The organism is Pseudomonas sp. RC4D1 (assembly GCF_018390395.1).
GTDB classification, from domain to species: domain Bacteria; phylum Pseudomonadota; class Gammaproteobacteria; order Pseudomonadales; family Pseudomonadaceae; genus Aquipseudomonas; species Aquipseudomonas danubii.
In genome coordinates this window covers 1,491,686-1,508,684 of sequence record NZ_JAHBAW010000001.1, presented here as the reverse complement: position 1 = coordinate 1,508,684, position 16,999 = coordinate 1,491,686, and the positions used below count along the sequence as shown (strand labels likewise).

The 16,999-nt window shown below is 62.3% G+C and carries 16 protein-coding genes; 6 read left to right on the top strand and 10 right to left on the bottom strand.

From position 1 onward, the window contains the following. Nucleotide 1: 1 nt before the first annotated feature. Nucleotides 2–691, top strand: a complete 690-nt coding sequence (locus KHO49_RS06810) for a DUF4197 domain-containing protein (RefSeq protein WP_102878539.1) — start codon at nucleotides 2–4, stop codon at nucleotides 689–691. Between the two features lie 367 nt (nucleotides 692–1,058). On the opposite strand, the gene KHO49_RS06805 is transcribed toward KHO49_RS06810, so the two are convergent. Further along, the gene (locus tag KHO49_RS06805) at nucleotides 1,059–4,115 is read right to left on the bottom strand and encodes an efflux RND transporter permease subunit (RefSeq protein ID WP_110596471.1); all 3,057 of its coding nucleotides are present in this window, start codon (nucleotides 4,113–4,115) and stop codon (nucleotides 1,059–1,061) included. A gap of 6 nt (nucleotides 4,116–4,121) precedes the next feature. Next, nucleotides 4,122–5,210 carry an efflux RND transporter periplasmic adaptor subunit gene (locus KHO49_RS06800; RefSeq protein WP_213664798.1) on the bottom strand — a complete coding sequence of 363 codons (1,089 nt, stop codon included), beginning with the start codon at nucleotides 5,208–5,210 and terminating at the stop codon, nucleotides 4,122–4,124. A 94-nt stretch (nucleotides 5,211–5,304) separates the two neighbouring features. Here KHO49_RS06800 and KHO49_RS06795 point away from each other — a divergent pair, with 94 nt between their 5' ends. After that, nucleotides 5,305–5,940 (top strand): TetR/AcrR family transcriptional regulator, encoded by a 636-nt coding sequence (locus tag KHO49_RS06795; protein ID WP_102861347.1) that lies wholly within the window; start codon nucleotides 5,305–5,307, stop codon nucleotides 5,938–5,940. 148 nt (nucleotides 5,941–6,088) lie between these two features. Here the strand turns inward: KHO49_RS06795 and KHO49_RS06790 are convergent, their stop codons facing one another. Further along, a complete protein-coding gene (locus tag KHO49_RS06790; protein ID WP_102861346.1) occupies nucleotides 6,089–6,871 on the bottom strand; it encodes a class I SAM-dependent methyltransferase in 783 nt (260 codons plus the stop codon). Between the two features lie 93 nt (nucleotides 6,872–6,964). On the opposite strand from KHO49_RS06790, the gene KHO49_RS06785 reads away from it, so the two are divergent. After that, nucleotides 6,965–7,582: an energy transducer TonB gene (locus KHO49_RS06785; RefSeq protein WP_213664797.1), complete on the top strand. Its 618-nt coding sequence runs from the start codon at nucleotides 6,965–6,967 to the stop codon at nucleotides 7,580–7,582. Between the two features lie 9 nt (nucleotides 7,583–7,591). Here KHO49_RS06785 and KHO49_RS06780 read toward each other — a convergent pair whose 3' ends face one another. From KHO49_RS06780 to ppc, 7 genes are all read right to left on the bottom strand, one after another. After that, nucleotides 7,592–8,290, bottom strand: coding sequence for an extensin-like domain-containing protein (locus KHO49_RS06780; RefSeq protein ID WP_102878534.1), 699 nt, complete (start codon nucleotides 8,288–8,290; stop codon nucleotides 7,592–7,594). 13 nt (nucleotides 8,291–8,303) lie between these two features. After that, a complete protein-coding gene (locus KHO49_RS06775; RefSeq protein ID WP_102878533.1) occupies nucleotides 8,304–9,134 on the bottom strand; it encodes an isocitrate lyase/PEP mutase family protein in 831 nt (276 codons plus the stop codon). 33 nt (nucleotides 9,135–9,167) lie between these two features. Beyond that, nucleotides 9,168–10,028, bottom strand: a complete 861-nt coding sequence (locus KHO49_RS06770; protein WP_102861716.1) for a DUF72 domain-containing protein — start codon at nucleotides 10,026–10,028, stop codon at nucleotides 9,168–9,170. Then, entirely contained in the window at nucleotides 10,025–10,327 is a 303-nt protein-coding gene (locus KHO49_RS06765; RefSeq protein ID WP_102878532.1) for a hypothetical protein, read from the bottom strand. The genes KHO49_RS06770 and KHO49_RS06765 overlap by 4 nt, the downstream gene beginning before the upstream one ends. 186 nt (nucleotides 10,328–10,513) lie before the next feature. Further along, nucleotides 10,514–11,188 (bottom strand): tRNA (adenosine(37)-N6)-threonylcarbamoyltransferase complex dimerization subunit type 1 TsaB, encoded by a 675-nt coding sequence (gene tsaB / locus KHO49_RS06760; RefSeq protein ID WP_102878531.1) that lies wholly within the window; start codon nucleotides 11,186–11,188, stop codon nucleotides 10,514–10,516. A gap of 90 nt (nucleotides 11,189–11,278) precedes the next feature. Further along, the gene (gene adk, locus KHO49_RS06755) at nucleotides 11,279–11,926 is read right to left on the bottom strand and encodes an adenylate kinase (RefSeq protein WP_102861340.1); all 648 of its coding nucleotides are present in this window, start codon (nucleotides 11,924–11,926) and stop codon (nucleotides 11,279–11,281) included. A gap of 289 nt (nucleotides 11,927–12,215) precedes the next feature. After that, nucleotides 12,216–14,846, bottom strand: a complete 2,631-nt coding sequence (ppc, locus tag KHO49_RS06750; protein ID WP_102861339.1) for a phosphoenolpyruvate carboxylase — start codon at nucleotides 14,844–14,846, stop codon at nucleotides 12,216–12,218. A 204-nt stretch (nucleotides 14,847–15,050) separates the two neighbouring features. Between ppc and KHO49_RS06745 the strand changes: the two genes are divergently transcribed. The 3 genes from KHO49_RS06745 to lptF all read left to right on the top strand — a co-directional run bounded on the left by KHO49_RS06745 (nucleotide 15,051) and on the right by lptF (nucleotide 16,933). Continuing rightward, entirely contained in the window at nucleotides 15,051–15,395 is a 345-nt protein-coding gene (locus tag KHO49_RS06745; protein WP_102878530.1) for a pilin assembly protein, read from the top strand. Between the two features lie 285 nt (nucleotides 15,396–15,680). Continuing rightward, complete coding sequence (locus KHO49_RS06740; RefSeq protein WP_016967758.1) at nucleotides 15,681–16,094, top strand: DUF4398 domain-containing protein; 414 nt, start codon at nucleotides 15,681–15,683, stop codon at nucleotides 16,092–16,094. A gap of 50 nt (nucleotides 16,095–16,144) precedes the next feature. Continuing rightward, nucleotides 16,145–16,933: a lipotoxin F family OmpA-related lipoprotein LptF gene (lptF, locus tag KHO49_RS06735; protein WP_110596467.1), complete on the top strand. Its 789-nt coding sequence runs from the start codon at nucleotides 16,145–16,147 to the stop codon at nucleotides 16,931–16,933. Nucleotides 16,934–16,999 lie beyond the last annotated feature (66 nt).

The window sequence follows — 16,999 nt, the reverse complement described above, 5'->3', positions numbered from 1 at the left end:
CATGCTCCGTACCTCGCTCCGTTTCACCAGCCTGTGCGCTGGCCTGCTGATCTCCGCCAGTGCCCTGGCCCTGTCCCTGAGCGACCTGTCCCAGGGTGACGCCAGCGGTGGCCTCAAGGACGCCCTGACCCAAGGCGCACAGATCGCCGTCAAACAGCTGGGGACGCCCGGCGGGTTCAGCAACAACCCCGATGTGCGTATCGAACTGCCGGGCAACCTCGGCAAAGTCGCGAAGAAAATGAAACAGTTCGGCATGGGTGATCAGGTCGATCAGCTGGAAACCAGCATGAACAAAGCCGCTGAGGCCGCCGTGCCGCAAGCGCAGGCACTGCTGGTGGACGCGGTGAAGAAGATGACCGTGGCCGACGCCAAGGGCATTCTCGCCGGTGGCAAGGACTCCGCCACCCAGTATCTGGACAAGAGCAGCCGCGAACAGATCCGCGCCAAGTTCCTGCCTATCGTCAAGCAAGCCACCGACCAGGTAGGCCTGGCCAAGCAGTACAACTCCTTCGCCGGCCAGGCCGCGACCCTGGGTGTGCTGGATGCCAAGAGCGCCAACATCGAAGGCTACGTGACCGAGCAAGCCCTCAATGGTCTGTTCGAAATGATCGGCAAGCAGGAAGAAACCATTCGCCAGAACCCGGCGGCTGCGGCCACCAGCCTGGCCAAGAAGGTCTTCGGCACCCTCTGATCCGCCCTACGGCCTTGCCCACTGTTTAGCGGGCAAGGCCGCGAGTGCCGGCGAAAGTACAGCAGGTTGCCCTGACGGTGCAGGTCCCATTGGCTCTTGGGCAAGCCCCGCAGCTCCTACTGAAGGCAGACTCCCTGGCTAGAGGGCAGCCCCCGGATGAAATGCCAGAGCTGGCGGTCCGGTCATGCCCCCCCCCTGCGGACTGCTGTCCATTGACGACCTTGCGGTCCTGGCCTGCTCCCCCTAAGTCCCAGGCAGCAAATGTTCGAAGAGCACGCTGCCCAATTGCTGGAAAACCTGCACTGCGGAAAAACCAGGCCGGGTAATCTCTACCCGGCCCAGGTTGATGCCTTGCGAGTTGCCCGGATCAGTCCTTCCTGACCCGGAACCAGGCCGCATACAGCGCTGGCAGAAACAGCAGGGTCAAGACCGTGGCGATAATCAGGCCGCCCATGATGGCCACCGCCATCGGCCCGAAGAACACACTGCGCGACAGCGGAATCATCGCCAGTACCGCCGCCAGGGCAGTCAGCACGATGGGACGGAAACGCCGCACAGTGGCTTCGATGATCGCATCCCAGGGACGCAGGCCAGCCTTGATGTCCTGTTCGATCTGGTCCACCAGGATCACCGAGTTGCGCATGATCATCCCGGACAGGGCAATGGTGCCGAGCATGGCCACAAAGCCGAAGGGCTGGCGGAACACCAGGAGGAACAGGGTGACCCCGATCAGCCCCAGGGGCGCGGTGAGGAACACCATGGCGGTGCGCGAAAAGCTGCGCAGCTGAATCATCAGCAAGGTCAGCACTACCACGATGAACAGCGGCACGCCGGCCTTCACCGAGTTCTGGCCACGGGCCGAATCCTCGACAGTACCGCCCACCTCCAACAAGAAGCCGTCCGGCAGTTCGGCACGGATCGGCTCCAGGGTCGGCAGAATCTGCTGCACCAACGTCGCCGGTTGTTCCTTGCCGTAGATATCGGCACGCACGGTGACGTTGGGCAAGCGGTTACGGTGCCAGATCACCCCTTCCTCGAAGCCGTACTCCAGGGTCGCGACCTGGGACAGCGACACGCTCTGGCCGTTGTCGGTGGGCACTGCCAGGCTTGGCAACAAGGCCAGCTCAGTGCGCTCCTGCTGGGTTCCGCGCAGGAGAATCTCGATCAGTTCGTTGTCCTCACGGTACTGGCTGACGGTGGAACCGATCAGCGAGCTCTGCAGGAACTTCGACAGGTTGGCCGTGCTGACACCCAGCGCCCGGGCCCGGTCCTGATCGATGTTCAGGTAGACCACCTTGCTCGGCTCCTCCCAGTCCAGGTGAACGTTGACCACATGGGGGTTCTCCCGCACCTTGGCCGCCACCTTGCGCGCCAGGGCGCGAACCTCCTCGATGTGCTCGCCTGTGACCCGGAACTGCACCGGGTAACCCACTGGCGGACCGTTCTCCAGGCGCGTGACCCGAGAGCGCAAGGCCGGGAACTGTTCATTGAGGGTCGCGATCAGCCAACTGCGCAGGCTCTCCCGCTCCTCGATGGTCTTGGCCAGCACCACAAACTGGGCAAAGCTGGTGGCCGGCAGTTGCTGGTCCAGCGGCAGGTAGAAACGCGGTGAACCGGTCCCCACATAAGCCACGTAGTTGTCGATGCCTGGGTGGTCCTTGAGCATCGCCTCCAGACGCTTGACCTCATCGGCGGTGTTGCTCAGGGAAGCGCCTTCGGCCAGTTTCAGGTCGACCATCAATTCCAGGCGGCCCGAGGCCGGGAAGAACTGCTGCGGGACAAAACGGAACAGCATCACCGAACCGACGAACGCCAGGATGGTCAGGACGATCACGGTCTTGCGCCGCTCCACGCACCAGCCCACCACCCGGCGCACGCGCTGGTAGAAAGGCGTGCCGTGGGGATTGGACTCGGCGCCGTGCTTGGCGGCGTGGATCTTGGCCAGGTCCGGCAGGAGCTTTTCCCCCAGGTAGGGAACGAAGACCACGGCGGCAATCCACGAAGCCACCAGGGCGATGGTCACCACCTGGAAGATCGAGCGGGTGTACTCGCCGGTGCCGGACTGGGCCGTGGCAATCGGCAAAAAGCCCGCTGCGGTAATCAGGGTGCCGGTGAGCATGGGAAAGGCGGTACTGGTCCAGGCAAAGCTGGCGGCCTTGATCCGGTCGAAACCCTGCTCCATCTTGATCGCCATCATCTCCACCGCAATGATCGCGTCATCCACCAACAGGCCCAACGCCAGCACTAGGGCGCCCAGGGAAATCTTGTGCAGGCCTATCCCCAGGTAGTACATGGTGGCGAACGTGATCGCCAGCACCAAGGGAATCGCCAGGGCCACCACCATGCCGGTGCGCACACCCAGGGAGAAGAAGCTCACCAGCAGGACAATGATCAGGGCCTCGGCCAGCACCCGGACAAACTCGCCGACCCCGGTTTTCACCGCCGCCGGCTGATCGGACACCTTGCGCAACTCCATCCCCGCCGGCAGGCTTTTCTGCAGGCGGGAGAACTCGCCTTCCAGGGCCTTGCCCAACACCAGGATGTCGCCGCCGTCCTTCATCGCCACGGCCAGGCCAATGGCGTCTTCCCCCATGAAACGCATGCGCGGTGCCGGTGGATCATTGAAGCCGCGACGCACATCCGCCACATCACCAATGCGGAAGGTGCGATCGGCGACCCGGATCGGGAAATTGCGGATCTGCTCCACCGTCTGGAAATTGCCGGATACCCGCAATTGCACCCGCTCGCTGGGGGTCTCGAAGAACCCCGCAGTGGACACTGCGTTCTGCTCCTCCAGCGCCTTTTGCACCGCTGCCAAGGGCAGGCCCAGGGTTGCCAGCTTGACGTTGGATAGCTCGATCCAGATCTTTTCGTCCTGCAGGCCCAGCAGATCGACCTTGCCCACGTCCTTGACCCGCTGCAGCTGGATCTGGATACGGTCGGCATAGTCCTTGAGCACGGCGTAGTCGAAGCCCTGCCCTGTCAGCGCATAGATATTGCCGAAGGTCGTACCGAATTCATCGTTGAAGAACGGTCCCTGGATGCCCGGCGGCAGGGACTGGCGAATGTCGCTGATCTTCTTGCGAACCTGATACCAGAGTTCGGGAATCTCGTTGGAGTGCATCGAATCCCGGGCAATGAAGGTCACCTGGGATTCCCCGGGGCGGGAGAAGGAAACGATGCGATCGTACTCGCCGGTTTCCATGAGTTTCTTTTCAATGCGCTCGGTGACCTGGCGCGACACTTCCTGGGCCGTGGCCCCCGGCCAGTTGGTGCGGATCACCATGGCCTTGAAGGTGAAAGGCGGGTCTTCGCTCTGGCCCAACTTGGTGTAGGACAGCGCACCGACAATGGCCAGCAACAGCATCAGGAACAGGACGATCTGGCGATTGCGCAACGCCCATGCAGAAAGGTTGAAACCCATCGGGGACTACTCCTTGACCGCCAGATTGACCACACGGTTGGAGCGATCCACCGGGCGCACCTGCAAGCCCTCATGGAGCACATGCACTCCGGCTGCCACCACCCAATCGCTGGCGCTCAAGCCTTCGAGCACCGGCACTGTCTTCTCACCGAAGGCACCGACCCGTACCGGCGTCTTGTGCAAGGTGTTGTTGGCATCGACTCGCCAAACGTAGGTCGCGCCCCCTTCGGCAGTCAGCGCCGACAACGGCACCGACAGCGACAGCGCATCAGCGCTCTGGATGAACACCCTGGCGCTCTGGCCCAACTCCGCCGGAACCTTGCCGGCACTGAAGGCAATGCGTGCGGCAAAGGTCCGGGACTTGGGATCGGCAGCCGGGGACAGCTCGCGGATGCGCCCGTCGAAACGTTGGCCCGGCTGGGTCCAGAGCTCCACGGAGACGGGCTGACCGACCTTGAAGCGGCCGTAGTTCTGTTCGGGGAAGCTGATCAGCACCTCGCGCTCACCGTCAGTGGCCAGGGTAAAGACTGTCTGCCCGGCCGCCACCACTTGCCCCACTTCCACTGCGCGCTTGGCCACCACGCCATCCTGCGGGGCACGCAGCACGGCATAACCGGCCTGGTTGTTGGCCACGTCGAACTCGGCCTTGATCTGCTTCAGGCGTGCTTCACCAGCACGGTAGAGGTTTTCGGCGTTGTCGTATTGGGAATGGCTGACCATCTGCCGCTCCAGCAGGGTCTTGTAGCGATCACGCTCGGCGCGCACCAGATTGAGGTTGGCAGTGGCCGCCGTGACCTGGGCCCGAGTGGCCTCCAGTTGCAGGCGAACATCCTGGGGATCGAGTTCGGCCAGGGGCTGATTGGCCTTGACCCGCTCGCCCTCTTCCACCAGTCGTCGACTGACCTTGCCACTGATACGGAACGCCAGCTCGGGTTCGTAGCGGGCTCGCACCTCGCCCGGATAACTGTCCGAAACACGCGCCGAAGGCTCTGGCTGGACCACCATGGCCGGTCGGACGCCAATTTGAACGGGCTCTTCGTGCCCACAAGCAGACAGAAAAAAAGCCAGGCTGACTGGCAAGGCATAGCGGAACATGGCGGCGACCTTTCGCTAATGGTGCTTGGAATAATTATACTGGCCGGTATGTTATTAATAGCAAACTCACCAGTCCAGTATTAACAGCGAAAAAATGTCCGACAATCACTCCGCAAACGTTGGGCCAGGCAGGCCCAAGGATCTGGCCAAGCGCCAGGCCATTCTCGAAGCAGCGAAAAACCTGTTTCTGAGCAATGGCTACGCCAGTACCAGCATGGATGCGGTCGCCGCCGAAGCCGGCGTTTCAAAACTCACGGTCTATAGCCATTTCAACGACAAAGAGACCCTGTTCACCGCCGCCGTGGTGGCCAAGTGCGAAGAGCAGCTGCCCACGCTGATCTACGAACTGACGCCCGACACACCAGTGCGAGGCGTCCTGTTGAACATCGCACGAGGCTTTCATCAGCTGATCAACAGCGACGAGTCGGTGAACCTGCATCGCTTGATCATGGCCCTGGGCAATCAGGATCCCAAGCTCTCGCAAATGTTCATTGAGGCCGGCCCCGAACGCGTACTGCAGGGTATGGAGCGGCTGCTAGGGCGAATCAATCAGTTGGGCACCTTGCACATCGACAAGCCGCGCAATGCCGCCGAGCATTTCTTCTGCATGCTCAAGGGCGGGGCGAACTTCCGCCTGCTCTATGGTTGCGGCGAGCCCTTGAGAGGCCCCGCTGCGGAAGAGCACGTGCAAGAAGTGGTGGATCTGTTCATGCGCGCCTACCGGCCATAGAAACCGGCATGTGCGGGAGCAGGCTGTTGTAGGAGCTGGCTTGCCAGCGAAGAGGCCCTGAGATCGCCTTCGCCGGCAAGCCGGCTCCTACAACCAGGAGCCCTCCCCTGAAACCGCTTTTGCCAGCAAGCCGGCGCCTACATCGGGTTCAGGCCTTGAGGGCCTTCTTCGGGTAGATATCGTAGCGACTGGATTTGCCTTCCAGTCCATGGCTTGGCTTCGGCCCTTCAATGCACGGTGCCTTGCGCGGGCGCTTGACCACCACTCGATGGCTGGCCAGGGCCAGGGCTGCGGCCAGCAGTGCCGGAGCGTCATTGTCGTCCCCCACCAACGGCCGGAACAGACGCATTTCCTTTTTCACCAAGGCGCTTTTCTCCCGATGGGGAAACATCGGATCGAGGTAGATCACCTGAGGCGGCTCGCCCTCCCAGTTGCGCATCAGCTCGATAGAGTTGCCCTTGAGCAAGTGCATGCGGGCAACGATAGGCGCCACCTCGGCGTCCAGCGCCCCCCGGGCCAACCCGTCCTCCAGCAGCGCACCAATCAATGGCTGGCGCTCGATCAGACTCATTTCACAGCCGAGGGTAGCCAGGACAAACCCGTCCTTGCCCAAGCCTGCCGTGGCATCCAGCACCCGTGGCCGCACGCCCTGAGCAACGCCCACCGCCTTGGCAATCATCTGCCCGCTGCCACCACCGTACAGCCGCCGATGGGCCGCTCCGCCTTCAACAAAGTCCACCCGCACCGGCCCCGGTGCATCGGCGCCCAGTTGCTGCAATTGCAGCCCCTGCTCACCCACCTGCAGGGCAAACTCGGCCTCGTCGATCTGCAACGGCAGTCCCAGGCGTTGTGCCCATTGCTGAGCCTGCGGCGCGAATCCAGCGTCCAGGGCCTCGACTTTGATGCGGCAGGCCGCGGGTTGCTCATTCATCTGAAAACACACTCAAAAAATTAATGATCGGCAAAAACTGCCGATAACAGAACTATCGGCCATTTTGCCAGAGCTCAGCGTCGACCGAGAGCAATGTCAGACATTCAACGCACATCGATAGGTTATATCTCTCGCCACGGCGACTATGGCCTACGCAACTCCCAGGCACTGAGCGGCGTCAGCCATCTGTGGCAGGACTTCTTTGCCCAGGCCCTGGCCGAGCAACAGGGAGAAGGCACGAGCGTTGAAGGGCTGCCCGCGGTGGCCATCGATGGTCCCGTGGAGCCGGTTGGCGGCACCGATGTTCTGACGCAGATCGTCAACCAGCGCCATTGCGATGTTCAGGACACCGAGATTCGCCCCCCTGAGCCGCTGTTCCTGCCGATCGCCGAATTCGAAATGGAACTGCTGGACAAGCCGGCTCCACCCTTCCCGCCGGAAGAAATCGTTGCCCAGCAACGTCAGCAGGACTTTGAGAGTGGCTGGGTCCGCCCGATCGTGCTCAATGCCGGTCAGCCGCTGCCGGCCCCCGGCCCGGCGCCGGAACCACGTCCGCTGCACCTGCCCATCGCCGAATTCGAACTGGACCTGCTGGATAAACCGGCCGAACCGTTCCCGCCGCAGGAGCTTATCGAGCAACAGCGGCAGATGGACTTCGACATCGGCTGGGCACGCCCACTGATTCTGCAGAACCTGCGCATCGCCGCCTGAGCCGGCTCCTCAGCGACATATCCACCAAGGCCCTACATCCAGATGAAAATGGTTGCGATGGGCGCTGTTGTAATCCGGCCCCAGTACCACATTGAATGCATCGCAGGCACCGTCCCGGGCCAGTCGCAAAAAACGTCCCGCATCGCTGTCCTTCGGCCAATCCTTGAGCACACTGATGCTGCGCCCGTCCGCCAGTCGAAAACCGGCAATATCCAGGGCGTTGGCACTGGCGTGCTGACTGCGAGCACCATTCTCACGACTGTACATATTGCGGCAGGCAAAACTGCCCAGATGATCGACCCGCGCCACGCGCTGCCCATACACCGCCTGTGCCGCGGGCTGCAGCCCGTGGCGCTCATAAAGGGCAAAGGCCACCGCCAGTGGGCAACTGGCAAGAAAGCTGCTGCTCAAGGCGACATCGCCACCTTGCACGCGCAAGGTATTGCTCAATGGGCAGGCCACATCACCACGACTGTCGGGCTGGCGACTGGTGCGCAGGCCAGAGCGGCCAAGCACCTCGTCGCACAGCTGCGGATCGTCCCGCAGCCGCGCCAGCTTGAAGCGGGTCAACAGATTCGGCTTGGCCCTTACATCCAGCGGCGCCCAAGGGTTCCAGGCATCCGCCAGCGGCACCCAGCCCAGGCGTATACCGATCAACAGCAAGGCGCCCAGCAACAACAGGACGCCCAGAATTCTCACCACCCGCACAGAATGTCCCGTTTTATGGCTGTTTGAACAATTGATTGATCTGCCGAAACGGCATCGCACGATCGGCAAAATCAAAGCGACCATGCTCGCGGATATCCTCCGCAGCCCGGTAGAAAGCACCGTAGGCGGCCCGGGCCAGGGCCGAACCGACACTGATGCGCTTGACCCCCAGCTCCGCCAGTTGCGCCACGCTCAGGTTGAGGCCACCAGACATCAGCACGTTCACCGGCTTGGGCGCCACAGCCCGCACCACCTGCACAATCTCCTCGGCGCTGCGCAGGGCCGGAGCATAGAGGACATCGGCACCGGCTTCGGCAAAGGCCTGCAAGCGGCGAATGGTGTCTGGCAGATCATCACGACCGTGGAGCAGGTTCTCCGCCCGGGCAGTCAGGATGAAGGGGAATGGCAAGCTGCGCACGGCGGCAGCACATGCCTCGATACGCTCCACCGCCAGGTTGAAGTCATAGATAGGGTCGTCGGCGCGACCGCTGGCGTCCTCGATCGAGCCTCCAACCACACCACTGGCTGCCGCCAACAACAGGGCTTGGGCGCAACCTTCAGGACTGTCGGAAAAGCCGTTTTCCAAGTCCACCGCCACCGGCAGGCTGCTGGCACCGACTATGACCCGCACATTGTCCAGGGTGTCTTCCAGGCTGACGGCGCCCTCGGCATCCGGACGCCCCAGGGAGAAGGCATAACCGGCGCTGGTGGTGGCCAGGGCCTCGAACCCGAGACCGGCCAGCATCTTCGCGGAACCGGCATCCCAGGGGTTGGGAATGACAAAGGCGCCGGCACGTTCATGCAGGGCCTTGAAGGCATTGGCTCGAAGGGTTTGCGCGTCCATTTGCTCGCTCCGGAAGAAGGCAATGAAGACGCCTCAGAGCAAGCCAAGCTGCTCCGCGGCGGGCTCTCTGTATAACTCAGGCAACGCGGGCAAGCCAGGCAAACGTTGCATCAGCTGGCCATGAAAACGACGAGCCAGTTCAGCGGCCAGTCGGTTGTCCGAGGTATGCAGGAAGACATAAGGGGTACGCCCCTCTTCGATCCAGCCGGCGACCTTGTCGATCCAGGGCACGAGAAATGGATCGTTGGCCTCAAGCTCCGGATGACCGATGAAGCGCACTTGCGGAAACTGGGTGAACGCCGCAGGTCGCGGCGGCACCTTGGGCTTTTTCGACTGGGCGTGCAGCACCGCGGGAGCAGTGGACGTGCAACTGAACAGGGCCCGTGGATCAAGGCAGATACGCTCGACGCCACGCTCACGCAACAGTCGGTTGAGCATGCGCTCCGCATCGCCCTTGGCAAAGAACTCCGGATGCCGGACCTCCACCGCCAGCGGCCGCTCCAGACCCTCGATAAAGCCCGCCAACTCCCCCAGACGCTGCGGTGCGAAGCTGGCCGGCAATTGCAGCCACAAGGGCGACACACGTTCCCCCAGGGGGCTGAGCAACTGGATAAAGGTCTGGGCAGCGCTCAGTTGTTCGCGCAGGTCACCGCCGTGGCTGATGTCACCGGGAAACTTGGCGGTGAAACGAAAGTGCTCGGGCATGATCTGGGCCCAGCGCTGCACAGTGCCGGGCGCGGGCCGTGCATAGAAGGTGGTGTTGCCTTCAACGGCATTGAAGACCTGGGAATACAGGCCAAGGAAATCAGTGGGTCGCGCATCCTCCGGGTACAGGTACTCACGCCAGGCGTTTTCGCTCCAGGAAGGACAACCCAGGAAATAAGGCAGCATCAGATGTACAGGTCGAGCCCCACCACTTCCAGATCCCAATCGACAAAGCCGGCGGTGGTCAGGTAGCTGGCCAGGGCATTGGCCACGCTCTTTTTCATCGCGCGCTGAAAGATCATGTCCTGAGGACGGGCGGGGAGATTACCGGTGCGGGGGGCAGATGCCTGGGAACGGCTTTGAGTCGCAGGTTCGGACTGGACTTCAATGGCGTCGTCATCGTCCAGAGACTCGTCTACCAGCGCCAGGCCTTTACGAGGCTTGCGCTTGATGGGGTAGGACTGAGAGGAGATGCCGTCTATGCGCATACTGAAAAGCCCGGGGTCAATGATGGCAATTTAGCGGCACCGCTTCGACTTAGCAAATGCCCAAGTGATAACTAGAACACAGAAAAGCCAAAAGGTTTAAACCCGAGCAGAATCGACTCCGAAAACCAGACGATTGGCCGGTTTACACCGGAAAAATCTGAACCCCCGCAAACACTTGGACAACCCTCAACGGGCTTTGGGCGTGGCCACCTTGTCGCGCAGATAGACCGGTTGTGCGTCGTCGGCAACTATCGCTTCGCCCCGCTCCCAGGCAAATTTCGCCAGGGTCAGCAGGTCTTCGGCGTGGGGCAGCATGCCCGCGTCCTGACCACTGAGAGGGACCGCGATGCGCTCGCCATAACCCCAGCCGGTGCCCGCGCCGAACCAGTCGCCGCTGGCCCCTTCCGGCAAGGCCGCGACTTCCGGCGGCAGCACCGCTTCGGCGCCCACCAGACGCATCTCGCCAGCCGTTTCCCGGTAGCAGCCCCAATAGACTTCATCCATGCGCGCATCGATGGCCGAGGCCACCTGGGTCGCACCGTGCTCACGCAAGGCGCGCTGGGCCAGCACCGCCAGGTTGGACACCGGCAGCACCGGACGCTCCAGGGCGAAGGCCAGCCCCTGCACCACGCCAATGGCGATCCGCACGCCGGTGAAAGCGCCGGGGCCACGGCCAAAGGCAATCGCATCCACCGCCTGCAAGGTGGTGCCGGCATTGGCCAGCAGCTCCTGGATCATCGGTAACAGCTTCTGCGCATGCAGGCGGGGGATCACCTCGTAATGGCTCGTAACCTTGCCGTCATGCAGCAAAGCAACGGAGCAAGCTTCAGTCGCGGTGTCCAGGGCCAGCAAGGTGCTCATCGGGGGTTCCATCGGCATTGAAAAAAGTGACGCATTATAAACAGCAACGGCCCGCAAGCGGGCCGTTGAACGATCAAACGATCAGGCAACTCAGCTCAGGGCTTCGAGCACCTTGGCGGTGATCACTTCCACCGAACCCACGCCAGGGATATGGCTGTACTTCGGTTTGCCTTGAGCCGCGGCCAGTTGCTGGTAGAACTCCACCAGCGGCTTGGTCTGGGAGTGATAGACCGACAGGCGATGACGCACGGTTTCTTCGGTGTCGTCCTTGCGCTGCACCAGGTCTTCACCGGTGATGTCGTCCTTGCCGGCAATCTTCGGCGGGTTGTAAACGGTGTGGTAGACCCGGCCCGAAGCTTCGTGCACCCGGCGGCCGGCAATACGCTGGACGATCTCTTCGTCGTCAACAGCGATTTCTACTACGTTGTCCAGCTCAACACCGGCTTTGACCAGCGCTTCGGCCTGAGGAATGGTGCGCGGGAAGCCGTCGAACAGGAAGCCATTAACGCAGTCGGCCTGGCTGATGCGTTCCTTGACCAGGTTGATGATCAGGTCATCGGACACCAAGCCACCGCTGTCCATCACGCTCTTGGCCTTCAGGCCCAGCTCGGTGCCGGCCTTGACCGCAGCACGCAACATGTCGCCGGTGGAGATCTGTGGAATGCCGAACTTTTCGGTGATGAACTTTGCCTGAGTACCTTTACCGGCCCCGGGAGCTCCCAGCAGAATTACGCGCATCGATGTGCTCCTCAATTTTTTATTTAGAAACGCTCGGATTCGCCTCGTGGGGCCAATCTCAAAAATAGGATAGTGGCCGCCCAAACGGCCAAAGGCTGATCAAGATACACAGCCGACACAGCGCACACAAGCAGTCGAAAGTCGGAGGAACCCGGCCCTTTTGTGCCCCATCGGCACGGTAGAACAAGTCGCAACCCCATAACAAAGTGTCGCCAGATGAATCTGAGCGACACCTTGGGATTGTCCCGATCAGGGCCGTGCCAAAGCAGGCCGACAGCCCTCTGCAACCTCAGCCGGTATTGCGCAAACCGGCGGCGATACCCGCTACGGAGACCAGCAGCGCCTGTTCCAGGGGGCTTCCTTGCGGCGCCTCCTGTTTGCGCGAGCGCGCCAGCAACTCCGCCTGCAACAGATGCAGCGGGTCGAGGTAGGTATTGCGCAGGCGGATGAACTCCAGGGTGTCGGGGCTGTGGGCCAGCAGTTGCGACTGCCCGGTCAGGCCCAGGACCACCGCGCAGGCCTGCGACAATAGGTCGCGTAAATGCGCACCCAATGGCAGCAGTTCCGCCTCAACCAGACGCTCGTCATAGGAACGGGCAATGTCGGCATCGGCCTTGGCCAGGACCATCTCCAGCATGTCGATGCGAGTGCGGAAAAACGGCCATTGCTCACGCATCTGCCCCAGCAACTCACCCTCGCCTCGGGCCAGCGCCTTGCTCAAGGCCGCTTCCCAGCCGAGCCACGCCGGCAGCATCAGGCGCGTCTGAGTCCAGCCGAAGATCCATGGGATAGCCCGCAGGCTTTCAATGCCACCGGCACGGCGCTTGGCCGGCCGACTGCCCAGGGGCAGGCGCCCCAGCTCCTGCTCCGGGGTGGACTGGCGGAAGTACTCGACAAACTGCGGGTTGTCCCGCACCACCGCGCGATAGGCCTGGACCCCGTCGCTGGCCAGCTCGTCCATCAGGTGACGCCAGGCTGGCTCCGGAGGCGGCGGCGGCAGCAAGGTGGCTTCCAGTACCGCAGCCAGATAGAGGTTGAGGTTCTGCTCGGCGATGTCCGGCAGGCCGAATTTGAAACGGATCATTTCCCCCTGCTCGGTGGTGCGGAAGCGCCCCGCCACCGAACCCGGAGGCTGCGACAGAATCGCCGCGTGGGCCGGACCGCCGCCGCGCCCCACAGTACCGCCGCGGCCATGGAACAACAGCAGTTCCACCTGTTGCTCACGGCAGATATCCACCAGCCGTTCCTGAGCCCGATATTGCGCCCAGGCTGCAGCGGTGGTCCCGGCATCCTTGGCCGAGTCGGAATAACCGATCATCACTTCCTGAGGCCCTTGCAGGCGTGAGCGATAGCCCGGCATGTGCAGCAGTTTTTCCATCACCGGCCCGGCGTTATCCAGGTCCGCCAGGGTTTCGAACAACGGCACCACACGCATCGGCCGCAGCACCCCAGACTCCTTGAGCAGCAACTGCACCGCCAGTACATCGGAGGCCGCGCCCGCCATGGAAATCACGTAGGAACCCAAGGAAGCCGCCGGGGCGACGGCGATCTCGCGACAGGTAGCGAGCACCTCCGCCGTGTCAGCCGAGGGTTTGAAATAACCCGGCAGCAAGGGACGGCGACTGCTCAGCTCGCGCATCAGGAAGCTGATGCGATCTTCCTCGCTCCAGTCCTCATAGCGGCCCAGGCCCAGATAGTCGGTGATTTCGGTCATGGCCGAGGTGTGCCGACTGGAGTCCTGACGCACATCGAGACGCACCAGGAACAGGCCGAACGTCACCGCCCGCCGCAAGCAATCGAGCAATGGGCCATCGGCGATCACCCCCATCCCGCATTCATGCAGCGACTGGTAGCACAGCTGCAGCGGCTCCAGCAGGTCACGGTTGTTCTGCAATACCTCGGCACCCGCCGGCACCGGAGCGCCAAGCGCCGCGTGCGCCCAGTTACGGGTGGCCCGCAGACGCTCGCGCAATTGCTTGAGCAGCGCCCGATACGGCTCGGCACTGTCCCCGGCCCTGGCCAGCAAGGCCGCGTTGGCCTGCTGCATGGACAGTTCGGCGGCCAGGTGATCGACGTCCCGCAGGTACAGGTCGGCAGCCATCCAGCGCGCCAGCAACAGTACCTCCCGGGTCACGCTGGCGGTGACATTGGGGTTGCCGTCACGGTCGCCGCCCATCCACGAAGCGAAGCGGATCGGTGCCGATTCCAACGGCAGGTGCAGCCCGGTAGCCTCGAACAACGCCTTGTCGGCCTTGCGCAGGTAGTTGGGAATGGCCTGCCACAAGGAGTGCTCGATCACCGCGAAACCCCATTTGGCCTCATCCACCGGCGTCGGCCGAGTACGGCGGATTTCCTCGGTGTGCCAGGCTTCGGCAATCAAGCGCTGCAGGCGTTCCTGGATCTGCCCGCGCTCGGCGCTGGTGAGATCGCGATGGTCCTGGGCCGCCAGTTGCCCGGCTATGGCATCGTATTTCTGAATCAGGGTGCGGCGCGCCACTTCGGTGGGGTGAGCAGTGAGCACCAGCTCGATCTCCAGGCGCCCCAACTGCCGGGCCAGAGCATCGGCAGAATGCCCAGCAGCCCGCAGCCGAGCCAGCAGCTCCGGTAGTACCCGGGCCTCGAACGGCGCCGGCTGCGACTCGTCGCGGCGGTGGATCAACTGATACTGCTCGGCGATGTTCGCCAGGTTGAGGAACTGGTTGAAGGCCCTGGCCACCGGAAGCAGTTCGTCCTCGCTCAACTGGTCGAGGCTGGCACTCAATTCGACCCCGGGCGAGCCCCGTCGATCGGCCTTGGCGCCCTTGCGAATCTGCTCGATCTTGTCGAGGAAAGCCTCCCCGTACTGATCACGGATGGTATTGCCCAACAGTTCTCCCAAGAGGTGAACGTCTTCGCGCAAGCGCGCATCAATATCGGTCATCGAGGTGTTCTCCAGCAGACTCAAGGCGGCACGGAAGGCTCAAGAGTGCCGCTTGCAGGCATCCCTTAGCAAGCACGTGGCAAACCGGCGCCCAACCTTCGGCGATGGAGCTAGTCTCAACAGTAGACCGCACAAGGGCCACGCACCGGCCCGTGCCGGTCACTCAACCCAACTTGCCACAAGCAGGTGTTCATTGAGGTCATCATGAAAATCCGTGAACTTGCGCAACACTGGGAAGAAAACGCCAAGGGTCGCCTGACCAAGACCGGCTACCGGATTCACCTGGATGTGGAAGCCGCCGCGCGCCTGGCCGCACTCTCCGAGATGTACCCCAAACGCCAGACCGAGGAACTGCTCGGCGAACTGATCGGCGCCGCCCTGGAAGAGCTGGAAGCCAGCTTCCCCTACATCCAGGGTCAGCACGTAGTGGCCACCGACGAGGAAGGTGATCCGCTGTACGAAGATGTCGGCCCCACCCCACGCTTTCTGGCCCTGTCACGTCAACATCTGCAGTTGATCTCAAGCCAGGCCGACAAGCCCAAACACTGAGTCCACCGTCTCTCGTTTCCCTTGAGAAAACCATCGCTCCCGGTCCTGAAAAGGGCCGGGGATACCCCTGCGCACAGCAAAAGTTCCCGATTTAGAGCCCTGACCAAGGCGTCAGATTTTTTTCCGGCCAATCGCCATCTTTCTCTGAACTATTCAAAAAAGCCTCGGGTCACACCCATTAGCCATCACTGGAACGGCCGTTTCAAATTTTGCCATCAGCGCCCGTCACTCAGCGTCACGGCGCCAGGACCGGGATGGATATTGATGTTTTTCAGGAGTTACCCAATGGAGTTGAAGACCATGAAGATCAGCACTGCCAAATCCTCGTTCACCTCTCTGCGCGGGCTGAAACTGGCCGCGCTGGCCCTCGGTAGCAGCATGGTACTGGCCGGTTGTGCCGGTAACCCGCCTTCCGAGCAGTACGCGGTCACGCAATCTGCGGTCAACAGCGCAGTGAGCGCAGGCGGCACCGAATTCGCCGCCGTGGAAATGAAATCGGCCCAGGACAAGCTCAAGCAAGCCGAGATTGCCATGCACGACAAGAAGTACGACGAAGCCCGTCGCCTGGCTGAACAAGCCGAGTGGGATGCCCGTGTCGCCGAACGCAAGGCCCAGGCCGCCAAGGCCGAACAGGCGCTGAAAGATTCGCAGAAAGGCGTTCAGGAACTGCGTCAGGAAGGTATGCGCAGCGTGCAGTAAGCCGCCGCCGATTCCCACGTACTCGTATTTGATTGAAAGGACGAACCATTATGCGCAAACAACTGATGATCCCTGCCCTGTTGGCCATGAGCGTAGCCCTGGCGGCCTGCTCCACCCCGCCTAACGCCAACCTGGAAAACGCCCGGACCAACTTCTCCGGCCTGCAAGCCAACCCGCAGGCGAGCAAAATCGCGGCCCTGGAAACCAAGGATGCCGCCGATTGGATGGACAAGGCCGACAAGGCCTACCTGAACAAGGAAGACGAGAAGAAAGTCGACCAACTGGCCTACCTGACCAACCAGCGGGTTGAAGTGGCCAAGGAAACCATTGCCCTGCGCACCGCCGAAGCCAAGCTCAAGGACGCCGGCGACCAGCGCGCCCGCGCCATCCTCGATGCCCGTAACGCGCAGATCAAGCAACTGCAGGACAGCCTCAACGCCAAGCAGACCGATCGCGGCACCCTGGTGACTTTCGGTGACGTGCTGTTCGCCACCAACAAGTCCGACTTGAAATCCAATGGTCTGGTGAACATCAACAAGTTGTCGCAATTCCTCCAGGAGAACCCGGACCGCAAGGTGATCGTCGAAGGCTACACCGACAGCACCGGTAGCGACTCCTACAACCAGTCCCTGTCCGAGCGCCGTGCCGGCTCGGTGCAGATGGCCCTGATCCGCATGGGCGTCGATCCGGCGCGGATCGTCAGCCAGGGTTACGGCAAGGAGTATCCGGTGGCCGATAACGGCAGCGTTTCCGGTCGTGCCATGAACCGTCGTGTGGAAGTGACCATTTCCAACGACAACCAGCCGGTAGCGCCACGCTCGGCCATCAGCCGCAACTGATGGAGCGCCCTGCTTATATAGGCAGGTAAAACCAAACGCCGCCGACCTCTTCAGGTCGGCGGCGTT

Bases quoted from the DNA above. Each gene is read 5' to 3' on its own strand.
- KHO49_RS06810 (WP_102878539.1), top strand. From the start codon at position 2: ATGCTCCGTACCTCGCTCCGTTTCACCAGCCTGTGCGCTGGCCTGCTG.
- KHO49_RS06805 (WP_110596471.1), bottom strand. From the start codon at position 4,115: ATGGGTTTCAACCTTTCTGCATGGGCGTTGCGCAATCGCCAGATCGTC.
- KHO49_RS06800 (WP_213664798.1), bottom strand. From the start codon at position 5,210: ATGTTCCGCTATGCCTTGCCAGTCAGCCTGGCTTTTTTTCTGTCTGCT.
- KHO49_RS06795 (WP_102861347.1), top strand. From the start codon at position 5,305: ATGTCCGACAATCACTCCGCAAACGTTGGGCCAGGCAGGCCCAAGGAT.
- KHO49_RS06790 (WP_102861346.1), bottom strand. From the start codon at position 6,871: ATGAATGAGCAACCCGCGGCCTGCCGCATCAAAGTCGAGGCCCTGGAC.
- KHO49_RS06785 (WP_213664797.1), top strand. From the start codon at position 6,965: ATGTCAGACATTCAACGCACATCGATAGGTTATATCTCTCGCCACGGC.
- KHO49_RS06775 (WP_102878533.1), bottom strand. From the start codon at position 9,134: ATGGACGCGCAAACCCTTCGAGCCAATGCCTTCAAGGCCCTGCATGAA.
- KHO49_RS06765 (WP_102878532.1), bottom strand. From the start codon at position 10,327: ATGCGCATAGACGGCATCTCCTCTCAGTCCTACCCCATCAAGCGCAAG.
- tsaB (WP_102878531.1), bottom strand. From the start codon at position 11,188: ATGAGCACCTTGCTGGCCCTGGACACCGCGACTGAAGCTTGCTCCGTT.
- adk (WP_102861340.1), bottom strand. From the start codon at position 11,926: ATGCGCGTAATTCTGCTGGGAGCTCCCGGGGCCGGTAAAGGTACTCAG.
- ppc (WP_102861339.1), bottom strand. From the start codon at position 14,846: ATGACCGATATTGATGCGCGCTTGCGCGAAGACGTTCACCTCTTGGGA.
- KHO49_RS06745 (WP_102878530.1), top strand. From the start codon at position 15,051: ATGAAAATCCGTGAACTTGCGCAACACTGGGAAGAAAACGCCAAGGGT.
- KHO49_RS06740 (WP_016967758.1), top strand. From the start codon at position 15,681: ATGGAGTTGAAGACCATGAAGATCAGCACTGCCAAATCCTCGTTCACC.
- lptF (WP_110596467.1), top strand. From the start codon at position 16,145: ATGCGCAAACAACTGATGATCCCTGCCCTGTTGGCCATGAGCGTAGCC.